This is a genomic window from Halomonas caseinilytica (assembly GCF_001662285.1).
Taxonomy (GTDB): Bacteria; Pseudomonadota; Gammaproteobacteria; order Pseudomonadales; family Halomonadaceae; genus Halomonas; species Halomonas caseinilytica.
In genome coordinates, this window is sequence record NZ_BDEO01000014.1 from 12,883 (window position 1) to 30,055 (window position 17,173).

The window sequence follows — 17,173 nt, forward strand, 5'->3', positions numbered from 1 at the left end:
ACATCCACGCCCCGGGCCAAGGTCAGGGTGACGGTCGCTCATTCCTCGGCGGACAACGACTTCCACTGGGGCTGGCCATCCACCAGTCGGACACGCTCGCCCTCGGGCCGGTTGTCCAGGCGCGTGGTACGTACCTCGCCATCGTGCTGCCAGGTCACTTCATAGCCCGTCGTCTCCTGATGGGTATCGGTCACCGTATGACAGCGCTGCTCGGTGGTGGTGACCGTCTGCCCGGACTCGATGCGCTCCTGCACCTCGCGCCCGGCCAGGCCACCACCGACCGCCCCGGCCACGGTGGCGATCTTCTTGCCGCTGCCGCCACCGATCTGATTGCCGAGAAGCCCGCCGACGATGGCGCCGGCAGCCGATCCGACGACACGATGCGGATCACGGGTCGGCGCCTGGCGCTGGACCGTCACGTTCTCGCAGACCTCTCGCGGCGTCTCGACGCTGCGCGTCAATGGCTCGACCCCGGTGATATCGGCATATTGCGGCTGCCGGGCCTCCTGCGCCTCCTGCATCTGCCAGGCGCCGAAGGCCATGCCACCCAGGCCCAGCACGGCCAGGGTGGTACCCACGACGATCGACTTGCTCATGTTCCACCTCCTCTTGTGATCATCATCGGCTCTACGACAGCAAGACCGAGGATAGCGATGGGAAACGGCGCCTCCCGCGCCCGATGCTCCTAGCATAAACGGCCGGAACGCCCCGAGGGGCGTTCCGGCAAGACTTCCACATTGATTGGACCGGCCGTCGCCGGTCGGCGACGATCCAGGGCCTATAGCCCCAGTCGGTCCCGGGTCTGGTAGTACCAGGCCCCGATGGCCGAGAGCGGTACGCGCAACATGCGCCCACCGGGAAATGGCAGGTGCGGCAGGCCGGCAAAGGCATCGAAGCGCTCGTCGCGGCCGGTCATGACCTCGGCGATCAGACGTCCGGCCAGGTGGGTACAGGTCACGCCATGGCCCGAATAGCCCTGAGCATAATAGACATTATCGTTGAGCACGCCGAACTGGGGCAGCCGGTTGAGGGTCATCAGGAAGGTTCCGCTCCAGGCATACTCGACGCCGACATCCTTCAGGCCAGGGAAGGTCTTCTCCATCTTGGGTCGGATCACTGCCTCGATATCGTTCGGATCCTGCCCCCCATAGTTGACGCCGCCCCCATAGAGCAGCCGGTTGTCGGCGGTGAGACGGAAGTAATCCAACAGATAGTTGCAGTCTTCCACCGCCATGCCGTTCGGCAACAGTGCCTGGGCACGCGTCGGCTCCAGTGGTTCGGTGGCGATGATCTGGGTGCCGCAGGGCATGGACTTGCCTTCCAGCTCGGGCAGCACGCCCTGCAGGTAGGCATTGCCGGCCATCACCACCCGAGCAGCACGCACCACGCCACCGGGTGTGGTCAGTTGCACCGGATCGCCATGCGCCAGGCGAGTCACCGGTGTCTGTTCGTAAATCGTGCCACCCCGCGACTCGAAGGCAGCGGCCTCGCCCAGCACCAGGTTGAGCGGATGCATGTGCCCGCCCGAATGATCGACGAGTGCCCCGACGTAACGCTCCGAATTCACCTCGCGCTTGACCGATGCTCCCTCCAGCAGCTCCAGCTCCCGGTGACCATAGCGCTCCCAGAGCGCCTTGTGCTCGCGCAACCCCTTGAGCTGTTTGGCATTACAGGCGGCGAAAAGGTTGCCATCACGCAGGTCACAGGCGATATCGTAGTCGGCCACGCGTTCGCGGATGATGCGATTGCCCTCGAAGGCCATGTCGCCCAGGGCGCGAGCCGTCTCGGCGCCGTACCGGGCTTCGATCATGTCCATGTCACGGCTGTAGCTGTTGACGATCTGCCCACCATTGCGCCCGGACGCACCGAACCCCACTCTGGAAGCTTCCAGTACCACCACGTCGAACCCTTGCTCGGCCAGGTGCAGGGCCGCCGAGATCCCGGTGAAGCCAGCACCCACGACGCAGACATCACAACTGACCTCCCCTTCCAGAGCGGGGCGCCTCGGTGCGGGATTCGCGGATGCCGCATACCAGGATGCGACGTGTTCCGTGGATGAGGTGGCAGTCATGGAAGCCTCCAATCGGTGATTTTATTCAACATGTTTTCGCCGATGATAGGCACTCTCCCATCACATGGCAAACCAAGAGTCACATTATATTCACCAAAAAAGCGAGCAAGGGATCTCTCCGTTGCTCGCCTTTCCGGGGCACGTGACCGTGCTCGGCGCAAGTGGCTAGCGACTGCGCACTTCCGTCCACAACTGCTGCAGCAATTGCAGCGCATCTCCCTCGATGAGCGGGGTGGTCACCAAACGACCGCGATGCTCCCCATCCAGCCGCGAACTCTCGGCCAACGCCGGGGGCAATCGTTCGAGTGCCGCTTCGTTGGGCGTCCGATAATAGGCATACTCGGCCGAGCGTGCAGCATTCTCGGGCTGCATCAGAAAATCGATGAAAGCATGGGCCAGTTCCGGATGCGGTGCTCGAGCGGGAATCACCAGAGTATCCACGCCCAGTTGCGATCCCTCTTCGGGCACGAAGAACTCGAGATGTTCATAAGTATCGGGAGACGCCGCCTTGCGATACTCCACGTCACCGCTGTAGGTCACGGCGACCTGAGTGACGCCCCTGGCCACCTGTTCGACGGCCGCTGTACTGTCGACGAAGCCCGTGAAATTGGGACGCTCCAGCGTCTCGCCGACCAGCCGCGCCGCCTCGACCCAGGGCTGCTGGCCGACACAGTCGAAGCCCGCTCCCTGATAAGCGCAGGCCATGCCCAATGCGACCTGCGGGTCGCCTCCCAGCAACGCAAAGGGCTGATCGGGATTCGCCTCCGGCTCGAAGAGCAGGCGCCATGACGGCGGCGGATCGGGGAAGGTCTCGGTATTGTAGACGATACCGGTCACGCCCCATAGATAAGGCACGCTGTAGCGCTCCTCCGGATCGTAGGGCGGATGGCGGAACGCTGTCATCAGGTGGTCGCGCCCTTGGAGCAAGGAAGCGTCGAGCGGCTGGACGAGCCCCGCCTCGATGAGCCTGGGCACGAAATAATCGGTGGGTACCACCACGTCGTACTGGGCATCGCCACCCGCCGAAAGCTTCGAGAACATCTCGGCGTTGGAGGTGAAGTAGTTCTGGATCACCTCGACGTCGTGGGCCTTCTCGAAGGCTTCCACGACCTCGGGATCCATGTATTCCGTCCAGTTGAACAGGTAGAGCTTGTCGGCAGCACTTGCCATCGTGCCGGAGCCGAGCAGACAAGCGCCGACAATGCCGGCCAGGAAGGGTCGCATGAGCGTATCTCCATATGGATGAAAAGCCCTTCCAGCCTAGCCTATCGCCCACTCAGAGGCTGTTTGCCAACATCACGAGGACGGCCCGACAAGGCGAAAATGCGAAGAGACGCGAAGTTTCGCCACCCTGCATGAGCGCATCGAGCCGAAGTCGACACCGTATGGGCGAGCGCCGTCATGGGTCGGCCCTCTCACACTCTCAGCAGCAAATGCTCCCGCTCCCAGGAACTGATGACCTGGAAATACTCGCGATGCTCGGCGCTCTTCACCGCCAGGTAACTGTTGGTGAAACGCTCTCCCAGAATATCGGCCAGGGGCTTGCAGTCACGCAGAAGCTCCAGTGCCGGCCCGATGTCGTCGGGTAGCTTGCTGCCATGAGACCAGGCCGAGCCGACCATGGGGGGCCGCGGCTCGAGCTGGCTGAGCATGCCCAGATAACCGCAGGCCAGTGAGGTCGCCATCACCAGATAGGGATTGGCATCGGCGCCGGCCAGCCGATTCTCGACTCGGGTGGCCTCGGGCGTGGACACCGGCACCCGCAGCCCCACGGTCCGATTGTCCATGCCCCATTCCACGTTGATCGGTGCCGAACCGCTGCTCTCGGTTCGCAGCAACCGCCGATAGGAATTGACGTTGGGCGCCAGCAACGGCATGGCCGCCGGCAGATAGCGTTGCAGGCCACCGATGAAATGATGGAAGAGGCGGCTCGGCTGGCCGTCGTCGCCAGCAAACAGGTTATGCCCCTTCTCGGCATCCATCAGGCTCTGGTGAAGATGCATCGAGCTGCCCGGCTCTCCCGCCATGGGCTTGGCCATGAAGGTGGCATACATGCCGTGACGCAAGGCCGTCTCGCGCAGGGTGCGCTTGAAGAGCACCACCTGGTCGGCCAATGTCAGCGGGTCGCCGTGCTGGAAGTTGACTTCCATCTGGCCGGCCCCTTCCTCATGGATCAGGGTGTCCAGATCCAGGCCCATCGCCTCGCAGTAGTCGTACATCTCCTCGAACAGCGGATCGAACTCGTTGACCGCGTCGATGGAGAACGACTGACGACTGCTCTCCTGTCGCCCATTGCGGCCGATCGGCGGTTCCAGCGGATAATCCGAATCCGTGTTGGTCTTGACCAGGAAGAACTCCACTTCGGGGGCTACCACCGGCTTCCAGCCCCGAGCCTCGTACAACGCAAGCACCCGCTTGAGGACATGGCGCGGCGACAGTTCCACGGCTTCGCCGCTCAGATAATGGCAATCATGGATGATCTGAGCGGTGGCGTCCTCGGTCCAGGGCACCAGGTAGACGGCATTCGGATCGGGCACCAGCTCCATGTCGCGCTCGACGGGATTCCAGAACTGGGTGTCCTCGTCATCGGGATAGCCGCCGGTGACGGTCTGAATGAAGATCGAATCCGGTAGCCGTGGGCGGCCGCCATTGAGGTACTTGCCGGCGGGCATGATCTTGCCCTTGAGGATGCCGGTCAAATCGGTCACCAGGCACTCGACCTCGGTGATGCCATGCTGCTGAAACCAATCGCTGAGGAGCGGAAGCTCCTGACGGTTACTCATGGGAATATCCTTGCTGCTGAAGGTGGGCCCGGCACCAGGCCAGGCCCTCGTGCCTCACCGCGACTTCACCTCAGACCACAGCTGCTGGAATGTCTGCAGCTGCTCGCCCTCCAGGGTCGGCGTGAAACGCAGCCGCTCCATGTCCGCCTCGCTGGGCTGGACAGGCGGCTCGGTCAGCACCTTGTCGAGATAGGGCCGGGCCGCCTCGTTGGGGCTGGCGTAGTAGTTGTAGTTGGAAAGCTGAGCACCGATCTCGGCGTCGAGAATGAAATCGATGAACTTGTAGGCCATGTCGGGATTCGGCGCTTCACTGGGAATCATCATGGCATCCACCCACATCTCGGCACCTTCGTCGGGAATCATGAACTCCATGTTCGCGAAGGCATCCGGATTCTCCTCCTTGTAGAACAGAAAGTCGCCATTGTAGGAGAGTCCGACATGGGTCACGCCCCGTGAAAGCTGCTGCAATGCCGGCGTGCCGTCGGTAAAGCCGCTGAATGTCTCGCGACTCTTGGTTTCGATGAGCAGGCGCGCCGCTTCACGCCAGGCCTCCATGGAGGTGCAGTCGTAACCATGGCCGAGATAGGCACAGGCGCCTCCCATGCTGACCTGACCATCTCCCATCAGACCGAAGGGATGCTGCGCGTTGACCTCGGGATCGAAGAGCAGCGACCAGCTCTTGGGCGCATCGGGAAAGGTCTCGGCATTGTAGATGATGCCGGTCACGCCCCATTGGTAAGGCGCGGAATAACGTGCCCCGGGATCGTAGGACGGATCGGCGAACTGCTCCATGACATTGTCGAGATTGTCGAGCTTCGACTTGTCGAGTTCCTGGACCAGGCCCGTCTCGATCAGGCGCGGTATATAGTAGTTCGACGGTACGATGATATCGTATTGGGAGACGCCGCCGGCATTGAGCTTGGCGAACATCTCCGGATTGGAATTGAAATAGTTCTGGACCACCTCGACATCGTACTTCTCCTCGAAGGCCTCGATGATCGCGGGATCCATGTACTCGGTCCAGTTGAACAGGTACAGCTTGTTTTCCTGCGCCTGCACCTGCCCTGCCAGCGCCAGGCCAGCCAGGGACAGGGCCAATGCGGTCTTGTTGGTCTTCATGATGGACTCCTCGTTTCCCCTCGATGATGATGCCGGCTCAGGCCCGCCGGCGACGGCTGAAAAAGAGACTCAGGATGGCGGCGACCACCACCGCACCGATCATCAGAGATGCGATGGCATTGATCTCCGGCGACACGCCTTTCTTGATCGCGCCCCAGATATAGATCGGCAGGGTCGCGCTTTCCGGTCCCGCCGTGAAGAAACTGATGACGAAGTCATCGATGGACAGCGTAAAGGACAGGAAGAAGGCCGAAATCAACGCCGGCTTGATGGTCGGCAGCATGAAATGCAGCACCCGCTTGAATGGCGTGGCATACAGATCCTTGGCGGCCTCGAAGAGCGTCGGGTCGAGTCCCACGAAACGCGAGTAGACGATCAACGCCACAAAGGGAATCTGGAAGGTCACGTGCGCAATGATCATGGTGCCAAGTCCCGGCTTCAATAACCCGGTAGCCTCGTGGATCTGCACGAAGAAGGCCATCTCGGAGATGCCGAAGACGATATCCGGCAGAACGATCGGCAGATAGATCAGCACGATCAGCCAACCAAGCTTGCGATGGCGATGGCGATACATGCCGTAACCGATCAGGCAACCGATGACCAGGGCGATCACCGAGGAGACGATGGCCAGCACCATGCTGTTGGCGAAGGCCGAGAGTATCTGCTCGTTACCCAGCAGACGCTGGTACCAGCGCAGCGAGAAGCCCGCAAAACTGGCCGAGCTGTTGGCGGCATTGAAGGAAAACAGGACCACCACCGCCAGCGGCAGGTAAAGGAAGACCAGGGTCAGCCACCAGAAGCCGGTCAGGCCACGCCTCAATACCCGCTTATTCATATCACCACCTCCTCACCGCCGCCCAGGCGCTTGCCGATGCGTCGCATGGCAAAGAGCCCGATGAAGGTCGCGATCAACATCAGGATCGCGCCGGCCGCACCCAGCGGCCAGTTGGAGCCTCCCGAAAACTGGGTAGCCACCAGGTTGCCCAGCATCATGCCCTTGCCGCCCCCCAGAAGCTCGGGGATCACGTACATGCCGAACGCCGGGATGGCCACCAGCACGATGCCCGCCAGCAACCCCGGCAGGGTCTGCGGAAAGACCGCATGCCAGAAGGCGCGCACCGGCGAGGCATAGAGATCCTGGGCCGCCTCGACCTGAGCGGTATCCAGCTTCTCGAAGGCCGCATAGAGCGGCAAGACCATGAAGGGCAGGAAGTTGTAGACCAACCCCAGCGTGACCGCGAAGTTGGAAGGATAAAGCCCCATGTTGGGTGCGATCAGGCCAAGCCCTTCCGCCAATTCCGAAATGGGCGTTCCCGGCGCCAGCAAGTTCATCCAGCCAAAGGTGCGAATCACCTGATTGGTCCAGGAGGGCACCACGACCGCCAGCAGCATGATCGGACGCCAGCGTTCTCGGCAGGTGGTGATGTAGTAAGCGATGGGATAGGCCACCAGCACCACCAGGGTCGTGGAAAGCAGGGTCTGCCACAGCGAGCGCAGCAGGGTGTAGAGATTGCCCGGACTCCAGCCGAGAAAGCCAAACCCGGCCAGGCGCTCGAAGGCATCCAGCGTCAGGGGCATCTCGGGCAAGCCGTAGGGGCCGTTGGTCATGAAGGCCACGCCCATCAGGTAAGCACTGGGCAGCACCAGGAAGATGACGATCCAGGCCGCACCGGGCGTGACACTGAACAGCAGATGACGCATTTCGCCGACCACGGCCCGGCGACGCATCGCATGTTGGGATATCTCGGCCATGACGCCCTCCTCAGGCAGCGACCCGAACCAGATCTTCCGGGCAGACGCTGATGGTCACCTCATCGCCCTCGTGATGTATCCGCTGGCCCAGATTGCTGGCCACCGCCATCACCATGCACTCGTTGACTTCGAGCCGGTACTCGATACGACTGCCACGATAGAGGCGTTCGCGTACGATGCCCGTCATTCGGTTGTAGCCCTCCGGCACCTCGGGCCCCAGCTCCAGCGTCTCGGGACGCACCAGCAACCAGCCATCGGCGTCATCGCGCTGCTCGCCGGGCATCAGCCTCAACCGACCGATCTCGGTCTCCACCCAGTCGCCTTCACTATGATGAATGGCAAAGAGGTTGTCGTGCCCCATGAAACGGGCCACGAAGGCATTGGCGGGACGCTCGTAGACGTCGTTGGGAGCACCGACCTGCTGGATGTTGCCGCCATCGAGCACGGCGATGCGATCCGACATGACCATCGCCTCGTCCTGGTCATGGGTCACGAACACGAACGTCATGCCCAGTCGCTTCTGCAGGCGCTGCAACTCGACCTGGAGCTGAGCGCGCAGGCCGGCATCGAGCGCCGAAAGCGGCTCGTCGAGCAGCAGGACATCGGGCTCGCAGACCAGCGCCCTCGCCAGGGCAATGCGCTGACGCTGCCCCCCTGAAAGCTGGTCGACGCGTCGATCGACCAGGTCCCCCAGCTTGATGAATGCCGCGATCTCATCGACCTTGGCATCGCGCTTTTCCGCCGGCAGACCGCGCATCTTGAGGCCGAAGGCGAGGTTGTCGCGCACCGAAAGATGAGGAAAGAGCGCATAGGACTGGAAGACAGTATTGACGCTACGCTGGTGCGGGGGCACCTCGGTGAGCTCCTTGCCGCCCACCACCAACGTTCCCTGATCGGGCTCTTCGAGACCGGCGAGGATGCGCAGCAAGGTCGTCTTGCCACAACCGGAAGGCCCCAGCAGGGTGAAGAACTCACCGGCCTGGATCGTCAGGTCGACCCCGTCCAGCGCCACGGTATCCCGTCCGAAGCGCTTGTGCAGGCCGCGCAATTCAATGGCGGAGGCCTTGCGGGTCGACGCCTGGTGTCGTGTTGTCTTCGCCGCCGGCGCCACACCCGTCTTGTCGGCGATGTCCGCCGAGATGGTATCGCTCATGGAGGTGCCCTCTTCGTTGGTCGATGGCCTCGCTCAGAGGCGATCGCGAAGTTTATAGAATTGAGTGGCCAGCACCAGTAGAGGCTTGCGCAGCAGCCGCCCCCCGGGAAAATGCCGGTGCGGCATGGCGGCAAAGGTGTCGAACCCCTCGCCATGCCCGGCGACGGCATCGCTCATCAACTTCCCGGCGAGCCCTGCCATGGCCATGCCATGCCCAGAATAGCCCTGGGCGTAGAAGAGGTTGTCGTCCAGGCGACCGAAATCCGGCGCCCGATTGAGGGTGATGGCCACGTCGCCACCCCAGCGGTACTCGATGGGTACGCCCTCGAGAACGGGAAAGAGGCGGGCGATCTTGGCGTCCATGCGTGTCTGGAGATTCGGGGGCTCGCGTCCATCGTAGCTGACCTCGCCGCCATAGATGAGGCGACGGTCCGCCGAGAGGCGATAATAATCGAGCACGAAATTGGCATCGGACAAGGCATCGCCACGCGGCAACACCTGGGCGGCCTGTTCCTCGGTCAGTGGCGCGGTGGCGACCATGTAGTTGGCCGCCCGCATGATGCGTCCCGACAGCTCCGGCACCAGGCCAGTCTGGTAGGCATTGGTTCCCAGCACCACGACATCGGCCGTGACGCTGCCCTGCTCGGTGCGCACGACAGCCGGTTCGCCACGGCGAATTTCCTGGACGGTACTGTGCGGATACAGCCGAGCACCGGCTCGCTGGGCGGCACGAGCCAGGCCCAGCGTATAGTTGAGCGGGTGAAGGTGGCCCCCCTCGCGATCGTAGAGAGCCGCGGGATAGACATCGGTGACCACGTGCTCGTGCAGCGCCTCTCCTTCCAGCCACTCCAGCGCCTCGTACCCGTACTTGCGGCTCAGTTCCTCGCGGAACTGTTCCAGCTCCCGGACGTGGCGCGGCTTGACCGCCGCATGGAGATAGCCCCAGGCCAACTCGCAAGGAATCGCATGACGCTCGACCAGTTCGGCAGTGAGGCGTACCGCTTCTCGGCTCATCTCCCAGATGCGACGTGCACACTGGAGTCCCAGCGCCTGCTCGACCGTGGCGATGTCGGTCCCGAGTCCGGGCAGGATCTGACCGCCGCTGCGGCCGGAAGCGCCATGGCCGATATCCTCGGCTTCCAGCAACGCCACCGAATATCCACGCTCGGCCAGATGCAGCGCCGCCGAACAACCGGTGACTCCTCCGCCGATCACACAGACATCGGCATGTCGGTCCTCGGTCAAAGGCGCACAGGGTTCGAGTTCGACGGCGATGGAATCGCGGTACCAGGAGGCGGGACGCTCGTGTGGCGCAGAAGTCTTCATACACTCAGCCTGTTCGGTGCGCAGTGCGCTCGTTGTTGTTCATCGCCCCGATGGCTGCCACCGATCGGGACAGCTTCAGTTTGACACCAGCACTGCGTTTAATGTCAAGTATTCAATAACGGAACAACAACGTCTGCCGACAGGATGGCAGGCCAAAAGCACGTCAAGTGCCTTGTTTTTTCGCGTCTTGTCGCCTTCTTCAAGGTACCCGGCTCGGAATTCATGCAGCAGCCCTTCCACCGCCAGTCGCCACCAGGCGTCAAATAAACACCATCAAGCATCATCAAAGGGAGCATCGAGAGAGCCGGCCTGATCGGCTGGGACGCCGGGGCGGCAACATGGCGCCATTCAGGCCCCGCATACCGGGCACTCGGGGTCTCGGGGCACCTTGAAATGGCGCCACTGCCCCGTCAGGCCATCGAAGGTGGAAAGCCCCTGATGCACGCTGCCCGCGCCACTGACCAGCTTGAGCGCTTCCAGCGCCTGGAAGCTGCCGATGAGCCCGACCAGGGGAGCCACTACCCCATTCTCGGCACAGCGCAACTCGTCGTCGCCCCCTTCCCCCGGCGGATAAAGGCAACCATAGCACGGCGCCTGTGGATCACGCGGGTCGAACACCGCCAACTGCCCGGAAAAACGGATCGCCGCCCCCGACACCAGAGGCACACCGGCATGCCGGCAGGCTTCGTTGACCGCATAGCGACTGCTGAAGCGATCGGTGCAGTCGAGCACCACATCGACCTGACTCACCACTGTACGAAGATCTTCACCACTCAGGCGTCGGGGCAGCGCAACGATATCGCAATCGGGATTGAGCGCCAGGCTGGCATCACGGGCCGATTCCGCCTTGGGACGACCGATGTCGGCCATGCCATGAGCGATCTGGCGCTGCAGGTTGGAAAGCTCCACGGTATCGTCATCGGCCAGCGTCAAGCGCCCCATCCCGGCCGCTGCCAGGTACAGCGCCACCGGGGAGCCGAGCCCGCCGGCCCCGACCACCAGGGCGTGCCCGGCCAGCAGCCGCTCCTGCCCCTCGACATCGATCGACTCGAGCATGATCTGACGGCTGTAACGCAACAGCGCTGCATCGTTCATGGGGCTCACTTGTCGTCGAACTCCTCGATATCGGGCACATGGAGGGAGACGTCTTCCTTGACCTCCTCCATCACCACATAGCTCTTGGATTCCTTGACGCCCGGCAAGGTCAGGACCACATCACCGAGCAACTGGCGATAGGCCGACATCTCGGGAATACGACACTTGAGAATATAGTCGAACTGACCCGAGACCAGATGGCATTCCTGAATCTGCGGCAGCTTGGCCACGGCGCGGCGAAACTCGTCGAACACCGAGGGCGACTGGGTTTCCAGACTGATCTCGACGAAGACCAGCAGATTGGCCTTGAGGGCACGAGGGTCGAGCAGCGCCTTGTAGCCACGGATCACGCCCGAACGCTCCAGGCGCTTGACGCGCTCCAGGCAGGGCGTCGTGGAGAGCCCCACCTGAGAGGCGAGATCCACGTACGAGATACGGGCATTTTCCTGCAGGCAACGCAGGATATTGAGGTCGATACGATCGAGCGAGCGAGTCTTGGTTTTCATTGTCTTCCTGACACGCGGTGGGCGTTGGTCTTTGCCGTCTTGGCAGAAGCTTTACCTGAAAATCACCTTTTGGCAGGCGATTGTTGGTTTTCACTCATGCGAAGCCGGCCATTGATGGCATTTTTTACTGCGTTCAGGTTTAACACAGCCGCCCCCGCGGGCTCCACCCCGGCCCTCAACGGCACGCTTTCGTCCAACGCCCAAGACTGACCCTTTCATGCCCCGATAGATCGCGTTCGCAGGTCACGTCCTGGTAGCCGCTTGCATGCAATGCTTCGCGCACCGCGCCTCCCTGATCGGCACCATGCTCCAGCAGCAACCAGCCACCCGACGCGAGCCGCTCCCTCGAGGCATCGACCAGGTGATAAAGATCCGAGAGCCCTCGTTCGCGCGCCACCAGGGCGCCACGCGGCTCAAAGCGGACATCGCCCCGATCGAGGTGCGGGTCATCATCGGCCAGGTAAGGAGGATTGGCGACGATCACGTCGAAGTCGCTCTCCTCGAGTGCCGCAAACCAGTCGCCGACCCGAAAGTCGACATTGTCGATGCCCAGGCGCTCGGCATTGCGTATCGCCAGCGACACGGCCTCGGGGTTGAGATCGATGCCGACGGCACGCCAGCCGGAACGTTCGCTTGCCAGGGCCAGGGCCACGGCACCAGTGCCTGTGCCCAGGTCCAGCAGCCGGCCGGCGCGAGCGGGCATGCGCGCCAACGCCGCCTCGACCAGCGTCTCGGTGTCGGGTCGGGGAATCAGAGTGCTCGGCCCAGTGAACAGGGGCAGCCCCCAGAATTCACGCTCACCGGTGAGATAGGCCACCGGGTGCCCCGCCGCGCGGGCGGCGACGAGCGCCTCGAAACGCGCCTGCTCGGAGGTGTCAGCGTTCCGATCCCCCCAGGTATAGAGCCAGGTGCGGTCGACACCGAGCACATGGCACAGCAAGACCTCGGCATCGAGACGCGCACTCGGCGAGCCGGCGTCGGCAAGCCGAGAGGCGGCCTGTGCCAGGAGCATATCCAGCCGCATCATCCCTCCTGTTGCAGGGCGGCCAGTTGCTCTGCCTGGTACTCGTTGATCAAGGGCTCGATGACATCGTCGAGTCCCTCGCCGCCGACCACCTCGGAAAGCTTGTAGAGCGTCAGGTTGATGCGGTGATCGGTCACTCGCCCCTGCGGGAAGTTGTAGGTGCGAATCCGCTCGCTGCGATCGCCCGAGCCCACCAGCGAACGCCGCTCATCGGCCTGCTGCTGGCGCTGACTGTCCTGAGCCGCCTGCTTGAGGCGCGCGGCGAGAAGCGACATGGCCTTGGCGCGGTTCTTGTGCTGACTGCGTTCTTCCTGACATTCCACCACCACGCCGCTCGGCAAGTGAGTGATACGGATCGCCGAATCGGTCGTATTGACGTGCTGACCACCTGCCCCACTGGCGCGAAAGGTGTCCACGCGCAACTCATTGGGGTCGAGGTTGACCTCTCCCACCTCGGCGGCTTCTGGCATCACCGCCACGGTGCAGGCCGAGGTATGGATGCGCCCCTGGGATTCGGTCGCCGGCACGCGCTGCACACGGTGGGCGCCGGACTCGAACTTCAGCCGGGCATAGACGCCCTCGCCCTTGACCCGGGAAATCAGTTCCTTGTAGCCGCCCTGATCGCCATGGCTGGCACTGACGATTTCCACTTTCCAGCCATGCAGCTCGGCATAGCGGGAATACATGCGAAACAGGTCGCCGGCGAACAGCGCGGCCTCGTCGCCGCCAGTGCCGGCGCGAATCTCCAAGAAGACGTTGCTCTGGTCATCCGGATCCCGCGGCACCAGCAACTGCTTGAGCCGAGTCTCCAGCGCCTCCAGCTTCTCCCGACCGGACTCGCGTTCCATCGAGGCCAGTTCACGCATCTCGGCATCGGCATCGTCGGCGAGCGCCTCGGCGGCTTCGAGGTCTTCCTCCACGGCGCGATAATCGCGCCAGGTCGCCACCAGAGCATCGAGCTCGGCATATTCCCGCGAATAGTCGCGAAAGCGAGGCTGATCGGCAATCACCTCAGGATCCGCCAACAGGGCGGCGAGCTCCTCGAAGCGCTCGGCGAACGTCTCGAGGCGCTGACGCAGGGAAGCTTTCATCAACAGGTCCTATCGGGGTGGGTCAGAAGTGTCGTCCAGCAATAAGGTCGCGGCGGCGTCCATGAGATCATGGCGATCGTCCGAGGCGGCTTCGCGCAGGGCCAGGGTAGGGCGGTGCAGCAAGCGGTTGGTCAACTGATGCGCCAGACGGCGCACGACTTCCTCGGGGTCCTCGCCTCTGGCCAGGCGCGCCAGCGCCTGATCGCGGGCTTCGTCCCGCAACGATTCCCCCCTGGCGCGAACGTCACGAATCAACTCCCCGCCGCCGCGCAACCGACGTTCGTGCTGCCAGCGTCCCACGCCGCTTTCTATCAACGACTCAGCCTGATCGGCCGCGACCTGCCGATGACGGCGATTCTCCTCGATGACCTCCTGGAGATCATCGACGGTATACAGGAAGACATCGCTCAGCTCTCCCACCTCCGGCTCGATGTCGCGAGGCACGGCGATATCGACCATGAAGACGGGGCGGTGTCGGCGCTTCTTCAATGCTCGCTCGACCATGCCCTTGCCGAGAATCGGCAGCTCCGCGGCAGTGGAAGCAATCACGATATCGGCGTCGACCAGCGCGTCGGGAATGCCATCCAGGGTGATCGCTTCACCGCCAAGGGGAGCGGCAAGCTGGTCGGCCCGCTCGCGGGTCCGGTTGGCCACCGTCAGGCGGCGCACTCCAGCTTCGTGCAGATGACGGGCCACCAGCTCGATGGTCTCGCCGGCACCGATCAGCAGTGCCCGGGAGCCGGCCAGGTCGTCGAAGATGCGACTCGCCAGGCTGACCGCGGCATAAGCCACCGAGACGGGGTTGCGCCCGATACCGGTCTCGGTCCGCACCTGCTTGGCCACGGCGAAGGTATGCTGGAAGAGTCGCTCGAGTTCCCCGCCCACGCCCTTGGCACGTCGTGCGACCTGGTAGGCCTCCTTGAGCTGGCCGAGGATCTGCGGCTCGCCGAGCACCATGGAATCGAGCCCCACCGCAACCCGCATCAGGTGGCGCGCCGCATCGCCATCGAGAAAATGGTAGGCACAGTGCGTCAGTGCCGAGACCTCCATGCCATGAAAACGCCCCAGCCACTCGTAGATTGCGTGCTCGCCCGCCTGGTCGGTCACGCAATAGAGTTCGGTGCGGTTGCAGGTCGAGAGTACCGCAGCCTCACGGACTTCAGGCAGGTTCCGCAACTCGGTCAGCGCCTGCTCGAGCTGGGTCGGCGTAAAGGCGACCCGTTCGCGGACCTCGAGCGTCGCGGTGCGGTGATTGATTCCCAGGGCAAGAAGCGTCATGCGTCGGTGTCTTTGCGAAAGTGAGCCGGCGTCGTCATAGCGGTGGAATGGCTTGGCACCCTATCCCATTGCGTCGCCACGGCGCTACATTCTACCACAGCGCATCCTGCGACGGCGCCCATCTACCGGTCGCGATGTCCTTTGCCCAACGAAGACAAGCCGTTATGCTGACGGCTCGGCCTTACTTATCGAGACTCGCATGTCCCGAGCACTTCTCAAGTCGCGCGCCCATCGCCACCCCATCGCCATTCTCGGTCTGGCGATGATGCTCGGCAGTTGCCAGACCCTATCGTCCGACGCCTCACCGGACGACCCGTTTGCCAGTGCGCCCCCCATCACCCGGGGGCTCGATGCCAGAGGGCTGTCCACCCTGCTGGAGGCCGAACTGGCCGGGCAGCGCGGCGACTATCGACGCGCCAGCCGAGGCTATCTCGAAAGTGCCGAACGCTACGGCGCCGCCGACCTGGCCGAACGGGCCGCCCTGGCCGCACGTTTCGACGAAAATTCCGATCTGCTCGAGCACGCGGCCCAACGCTGGCAGCACCTGGCACCCGACGACACCGCTCCGGTTCGCCTGCTGGCCAGCCTCGCCGCGCAACGGGGGGACTGGGACACCGCCCTGGCCCGGCATCTCGACCTCATCGAGCGCAATGGCGCCGACGAGCTCGTCCCCTTTCTCGAATCGGCCCTGGAATCTGGCGCGCCTCCCGCATCGCTTTTGGCGCGTCTACGGGATTTTTCCCCCACGCCTTCGTCACGCCACGACGTCGAACTCGCCACCGCCCTGCTGGAAGCCGCCAATGGGCTTACCGCCTCGGCACAGGACCGGCTTGCCCGACTCGCCGACGAGATGCCAGGACTTCCCGGCCTGTGGCGTATCCGCGCCGCCGTTTCGCTCGACACCGGCGCCCCTCGGCAAGCCGAGACCATGGCGCGACGAGGCCTCGAACACACGCCCGGCGACCCACGGCTGATCCTGCTGCTGGCCCAGGCCGAAATACGACAGGGCAATACACAGGCCGCCGAGGCCAATACCGATGCCTTGCTCGAGGATCATGGCGACAGCCCCGACCTGCGCCTGGCGCTGGCGCAGCTCTATCTCGAGGAAGGCCATACCGGTCCGGCCCGGCGTCTGCTTCTGCCCCTGACGGACAACGAGACGCCCTCCTCGACGGCCTACCTGATGCTTGGTGCCATCGCCGAGCAAGAAGGCGAAATCGACAATGCCCTCCTTTATTACCGACAGGTTCCCGAGGGCGAGAACTTCCTGGCCGCCAGGGCCAATGCCGCCCGCATGCTGTTCGAGCATGACAGACCGAGCGATGCCCGGACCTTTCTGCGCATCGAACGCCTGAGGCATCCGGACGACGCGCCTGGACTCTACTCGCTGGAAGTCGAGCTGCTGGACGAATCCGGCGCCCGTCAACAGGCCGATGCCCTGTTGAACCAAGCCGTCGAGGCCCATCCCGAAAGCCACCAGTTGCGTTACCAGCGGGCCATGCGGGCCTTCCGTCACGGCGACATCGCCGCCATGGAGCGCGACCTGCGCATCCTGATCGAACAGGATTCGGAAAACGCCAATGCCCTCAACGCACTGGGCTACACCCTGGCCGACGAGAACATCGACGGCAGGCTCGACGAGGCCCGGCGACTCATCGAGCGCGCCCATGCAATCGCGCCCGACAATCCGGCGATTCTCGACAGCATGGGATGGGTACGCTATCGCCAGGGCAATCCCGAGGCCGCCCTGCCCTGGCTGGAGCGCGCCTGGGCCAGCATGCCCGACCAGGAGGTGGCTGCCCACCTGATCGAGGTCCTCTGGCAACTGGGACACCATGACCGGGCACGCGAGTTGCTCCAGCAGGCACATCAACGCTTCGCATCTCACCCGCGAATCGATGCGTTGCTCGATCGCCTGCCCGAGCTGGCGCAATAGCGACAGGCGCCATCGCCATAGGAGCATGCGCACATGACT

15 protein-coding genes are annotated in these 17,173 nt (G+C 63.5%); 1 reads left to right on the forward strand and 14 read right to left on the reverse strand.

The window, feature by feature from the left end; all coding sequences use genetic code 11:
- Window positions 1-38: 38 nt before the first annotated feature.
- The 14 genes from HSDC_RS14475 to hemA all read right to left on the reverse strand — a co-directional run bounded on the left by HSDC_RS14475 (window position 39) and on the right by hemA (window position 15,198).
- Window positions 39-596, reverse strand: a complete 558-nt coding sequence (locus HSDC_RS14475; RefSeq protein ID WP_064700664.1) for a glycine zipper 2TM domain-containing protein — start codon at window positions 594-596, stop codon at window positions 39-41.
- A gap of 182 nt (window positions 597-778) precedes the next feature.
- Complete coding sequence (locus tag HSDC_RS14480) at window positions 779-2,071, reverse strand: NAD(P)/FAD-dependent oxidoreductase (protein ID WP_064700665.1); 1,293 nt, start codon at window positions 2,069-2,071, stop codon at window positions 779-781.
- 165 nt (window positions 2,072-2,236) lie between these two features.
- Window positions 2,237-3,295 carry a polyamine ABC transporter substrate-binding protein gene (locus HSDC_RS14485; protein WP_064700666.1) on the reverse strand — a complete coding sequence of 353 codons (1,059 nt, stop codon included), beginning with the start codon at window positions 3,293-3,295 and terminating at the stop codon, window positions 2,237-2,239.
- Window positions 3,296-3,486: 191 nt separating this feature from the next.
- Entirely contained in the window at window positions 3,487-4,854 is a 1,368-nt protein-coding gene (locus tag HSDC_RS14490) for a glutamine synthetase family protein (protein WP_064700667.1), read from the reverse strand.
- Between the two features lie 54 nt (window positions 4,855-4,908).
- A complete protein-coding gene (locus HSDC_RS14495; RefSeq protein WP_064700668.1) occupies window positions 4,909-5,973 on the reverse strand; it encodes an ABC transporter substrate-binding protein in 1,065 nt (354 codons plus the stop codon).
- Window positions 5,974-6,010: 37 nt separating this feature from the next.
- Window positions 6,011-6,808 carry an ABC transporter permease gene (locus HSDC_RS14500; protein ID WP_082920062.1) on the reverse strand — a complete coding sequence of 266 codons (798 nt, stop codon included), beginning with the start codon at window positions 6,806-6,808 and terminating at the stop codon, window positions 6,011-6,013.
- Window positions 6,805-7,725, reverse strand: a complete 921-nt coding sequence (locus HSDC_RS14505; protein WP_064700669.1) for an ABC transporter permease — start codon at window positions 7,723-7,725, stop codon at window positions 6,805-6,807. Before HSDC_RS14505 ends, HSDC_RS14500 begins: the two co-directional genes overlap by 4 nt.
- Window positions 7,726-7,735: 10 nt before the next feature.
- Complete coding sequence (locus HSDC_RS14510) at window positions 7,736-8,878, reverse strand: ABC transporter ATP-binding protein (RefSeq protein ID WP_082920063.1); 1,143 nt, start codon at window positions 8,876-8,878, stop codon at window positions 7,736-7,738.
- Between the two features lie 33 nt (window positions 8,879-8,911).
- Entirely contained in the window at window positions 8,912-10,204 is a 1,293-nt protein-coding gene (locus HSDC_RS14515) for an NAD(P)/FAD-dependent oxidoreductase (protein ID WP_064700670.1), read from the reverse strand.
- A gap of 348 nt (window positions 10,205-10,552) precedes the next feature.
- The gene (locus HSDC_RS14520) at window positions 10,553-11,299 is read right to left on the reverse strand and encodes a HesA/MoeB/ThiF family protein (RefSeq protein ID WP_064700671.1); all 747 of its coding nucleotides are present in this window, start codon (window positions 11,297-11,299) and stop codon (window positions 10,553-10,555) included.
- 5 nt (window positions 11,300-11,304) lie between these two features.
- Window positions 11,305-11,805, reverse strand: a complete 501-nt coding sequence (locus tag HSDC_RS14525; protein ID WP_064700672.1) for an Lrp/AsnC ligand binding domain-containing protein — start codon at window positions 11,803-11,805, stop codon at window positions 11,305-11,307.
- A gap of 175 nt (window positions 11,806-11,980) precedes the next feature.
- Window positions 11,981-12,829 (reverse strand): peptide chain release factor N(5)-glutamine methyltransferase, encoded by an 849-nt coding sequence (prmC, locus tag HSDC_RS14530; protein ID WP_064700673.1) that lies wholly within the window; start codon window positions 12,827-12,829, stop codon window positions 11,981-11,983.
- Window positions 12,829-13,920 (reverse strand): peptide chain release factor 1, encoded by a 1,092-nt coding sequence (gene prfA / locus HSDC_RS14535; protein WP_064700674.1) that lies wholly within the window; start codon window positions 13,918-13,920, stop codon window positions 12,829-12,831. Before prfA ends, prmC begins: the two co-directional genes overlap by 1 nt.
- A gap of 9 nt (window positions 13,921-13,929) precedes the next feature.
- Window positions 13,930-15,198: a glutamyl-tRNA reductase gene (gene hemA / locus HSDC_RS14540; protein ID WP_064700675.1), complete on the reverse strand. Its 1,269-nt coding sequence runs from the start codon at window positions 15,196-15,198 to the stop codon at window positions 13,930-13,932.
- A gap of 199 nt (window positions 15,199-15,397) precedes the next feature.
- Between hemA and HSDC_RS14545 the strand changes: the two genes are divergently transcribed.
- Window positions 15,398-17,134 carry a tetratricopeptide repeat protein gene (locus HSDC_RS14545; protein ID WP_064700676.1) on the forward strand — a complete coding sequence of 579 codons (1,737 nt, stop codon included), beginning with the start codon at window positions 15,398-15,400 and terminating at the stop codon, window positions 17,132-17,134.
- Window positions 17,135-17,173: the final 39 nt, after the last annotated feature.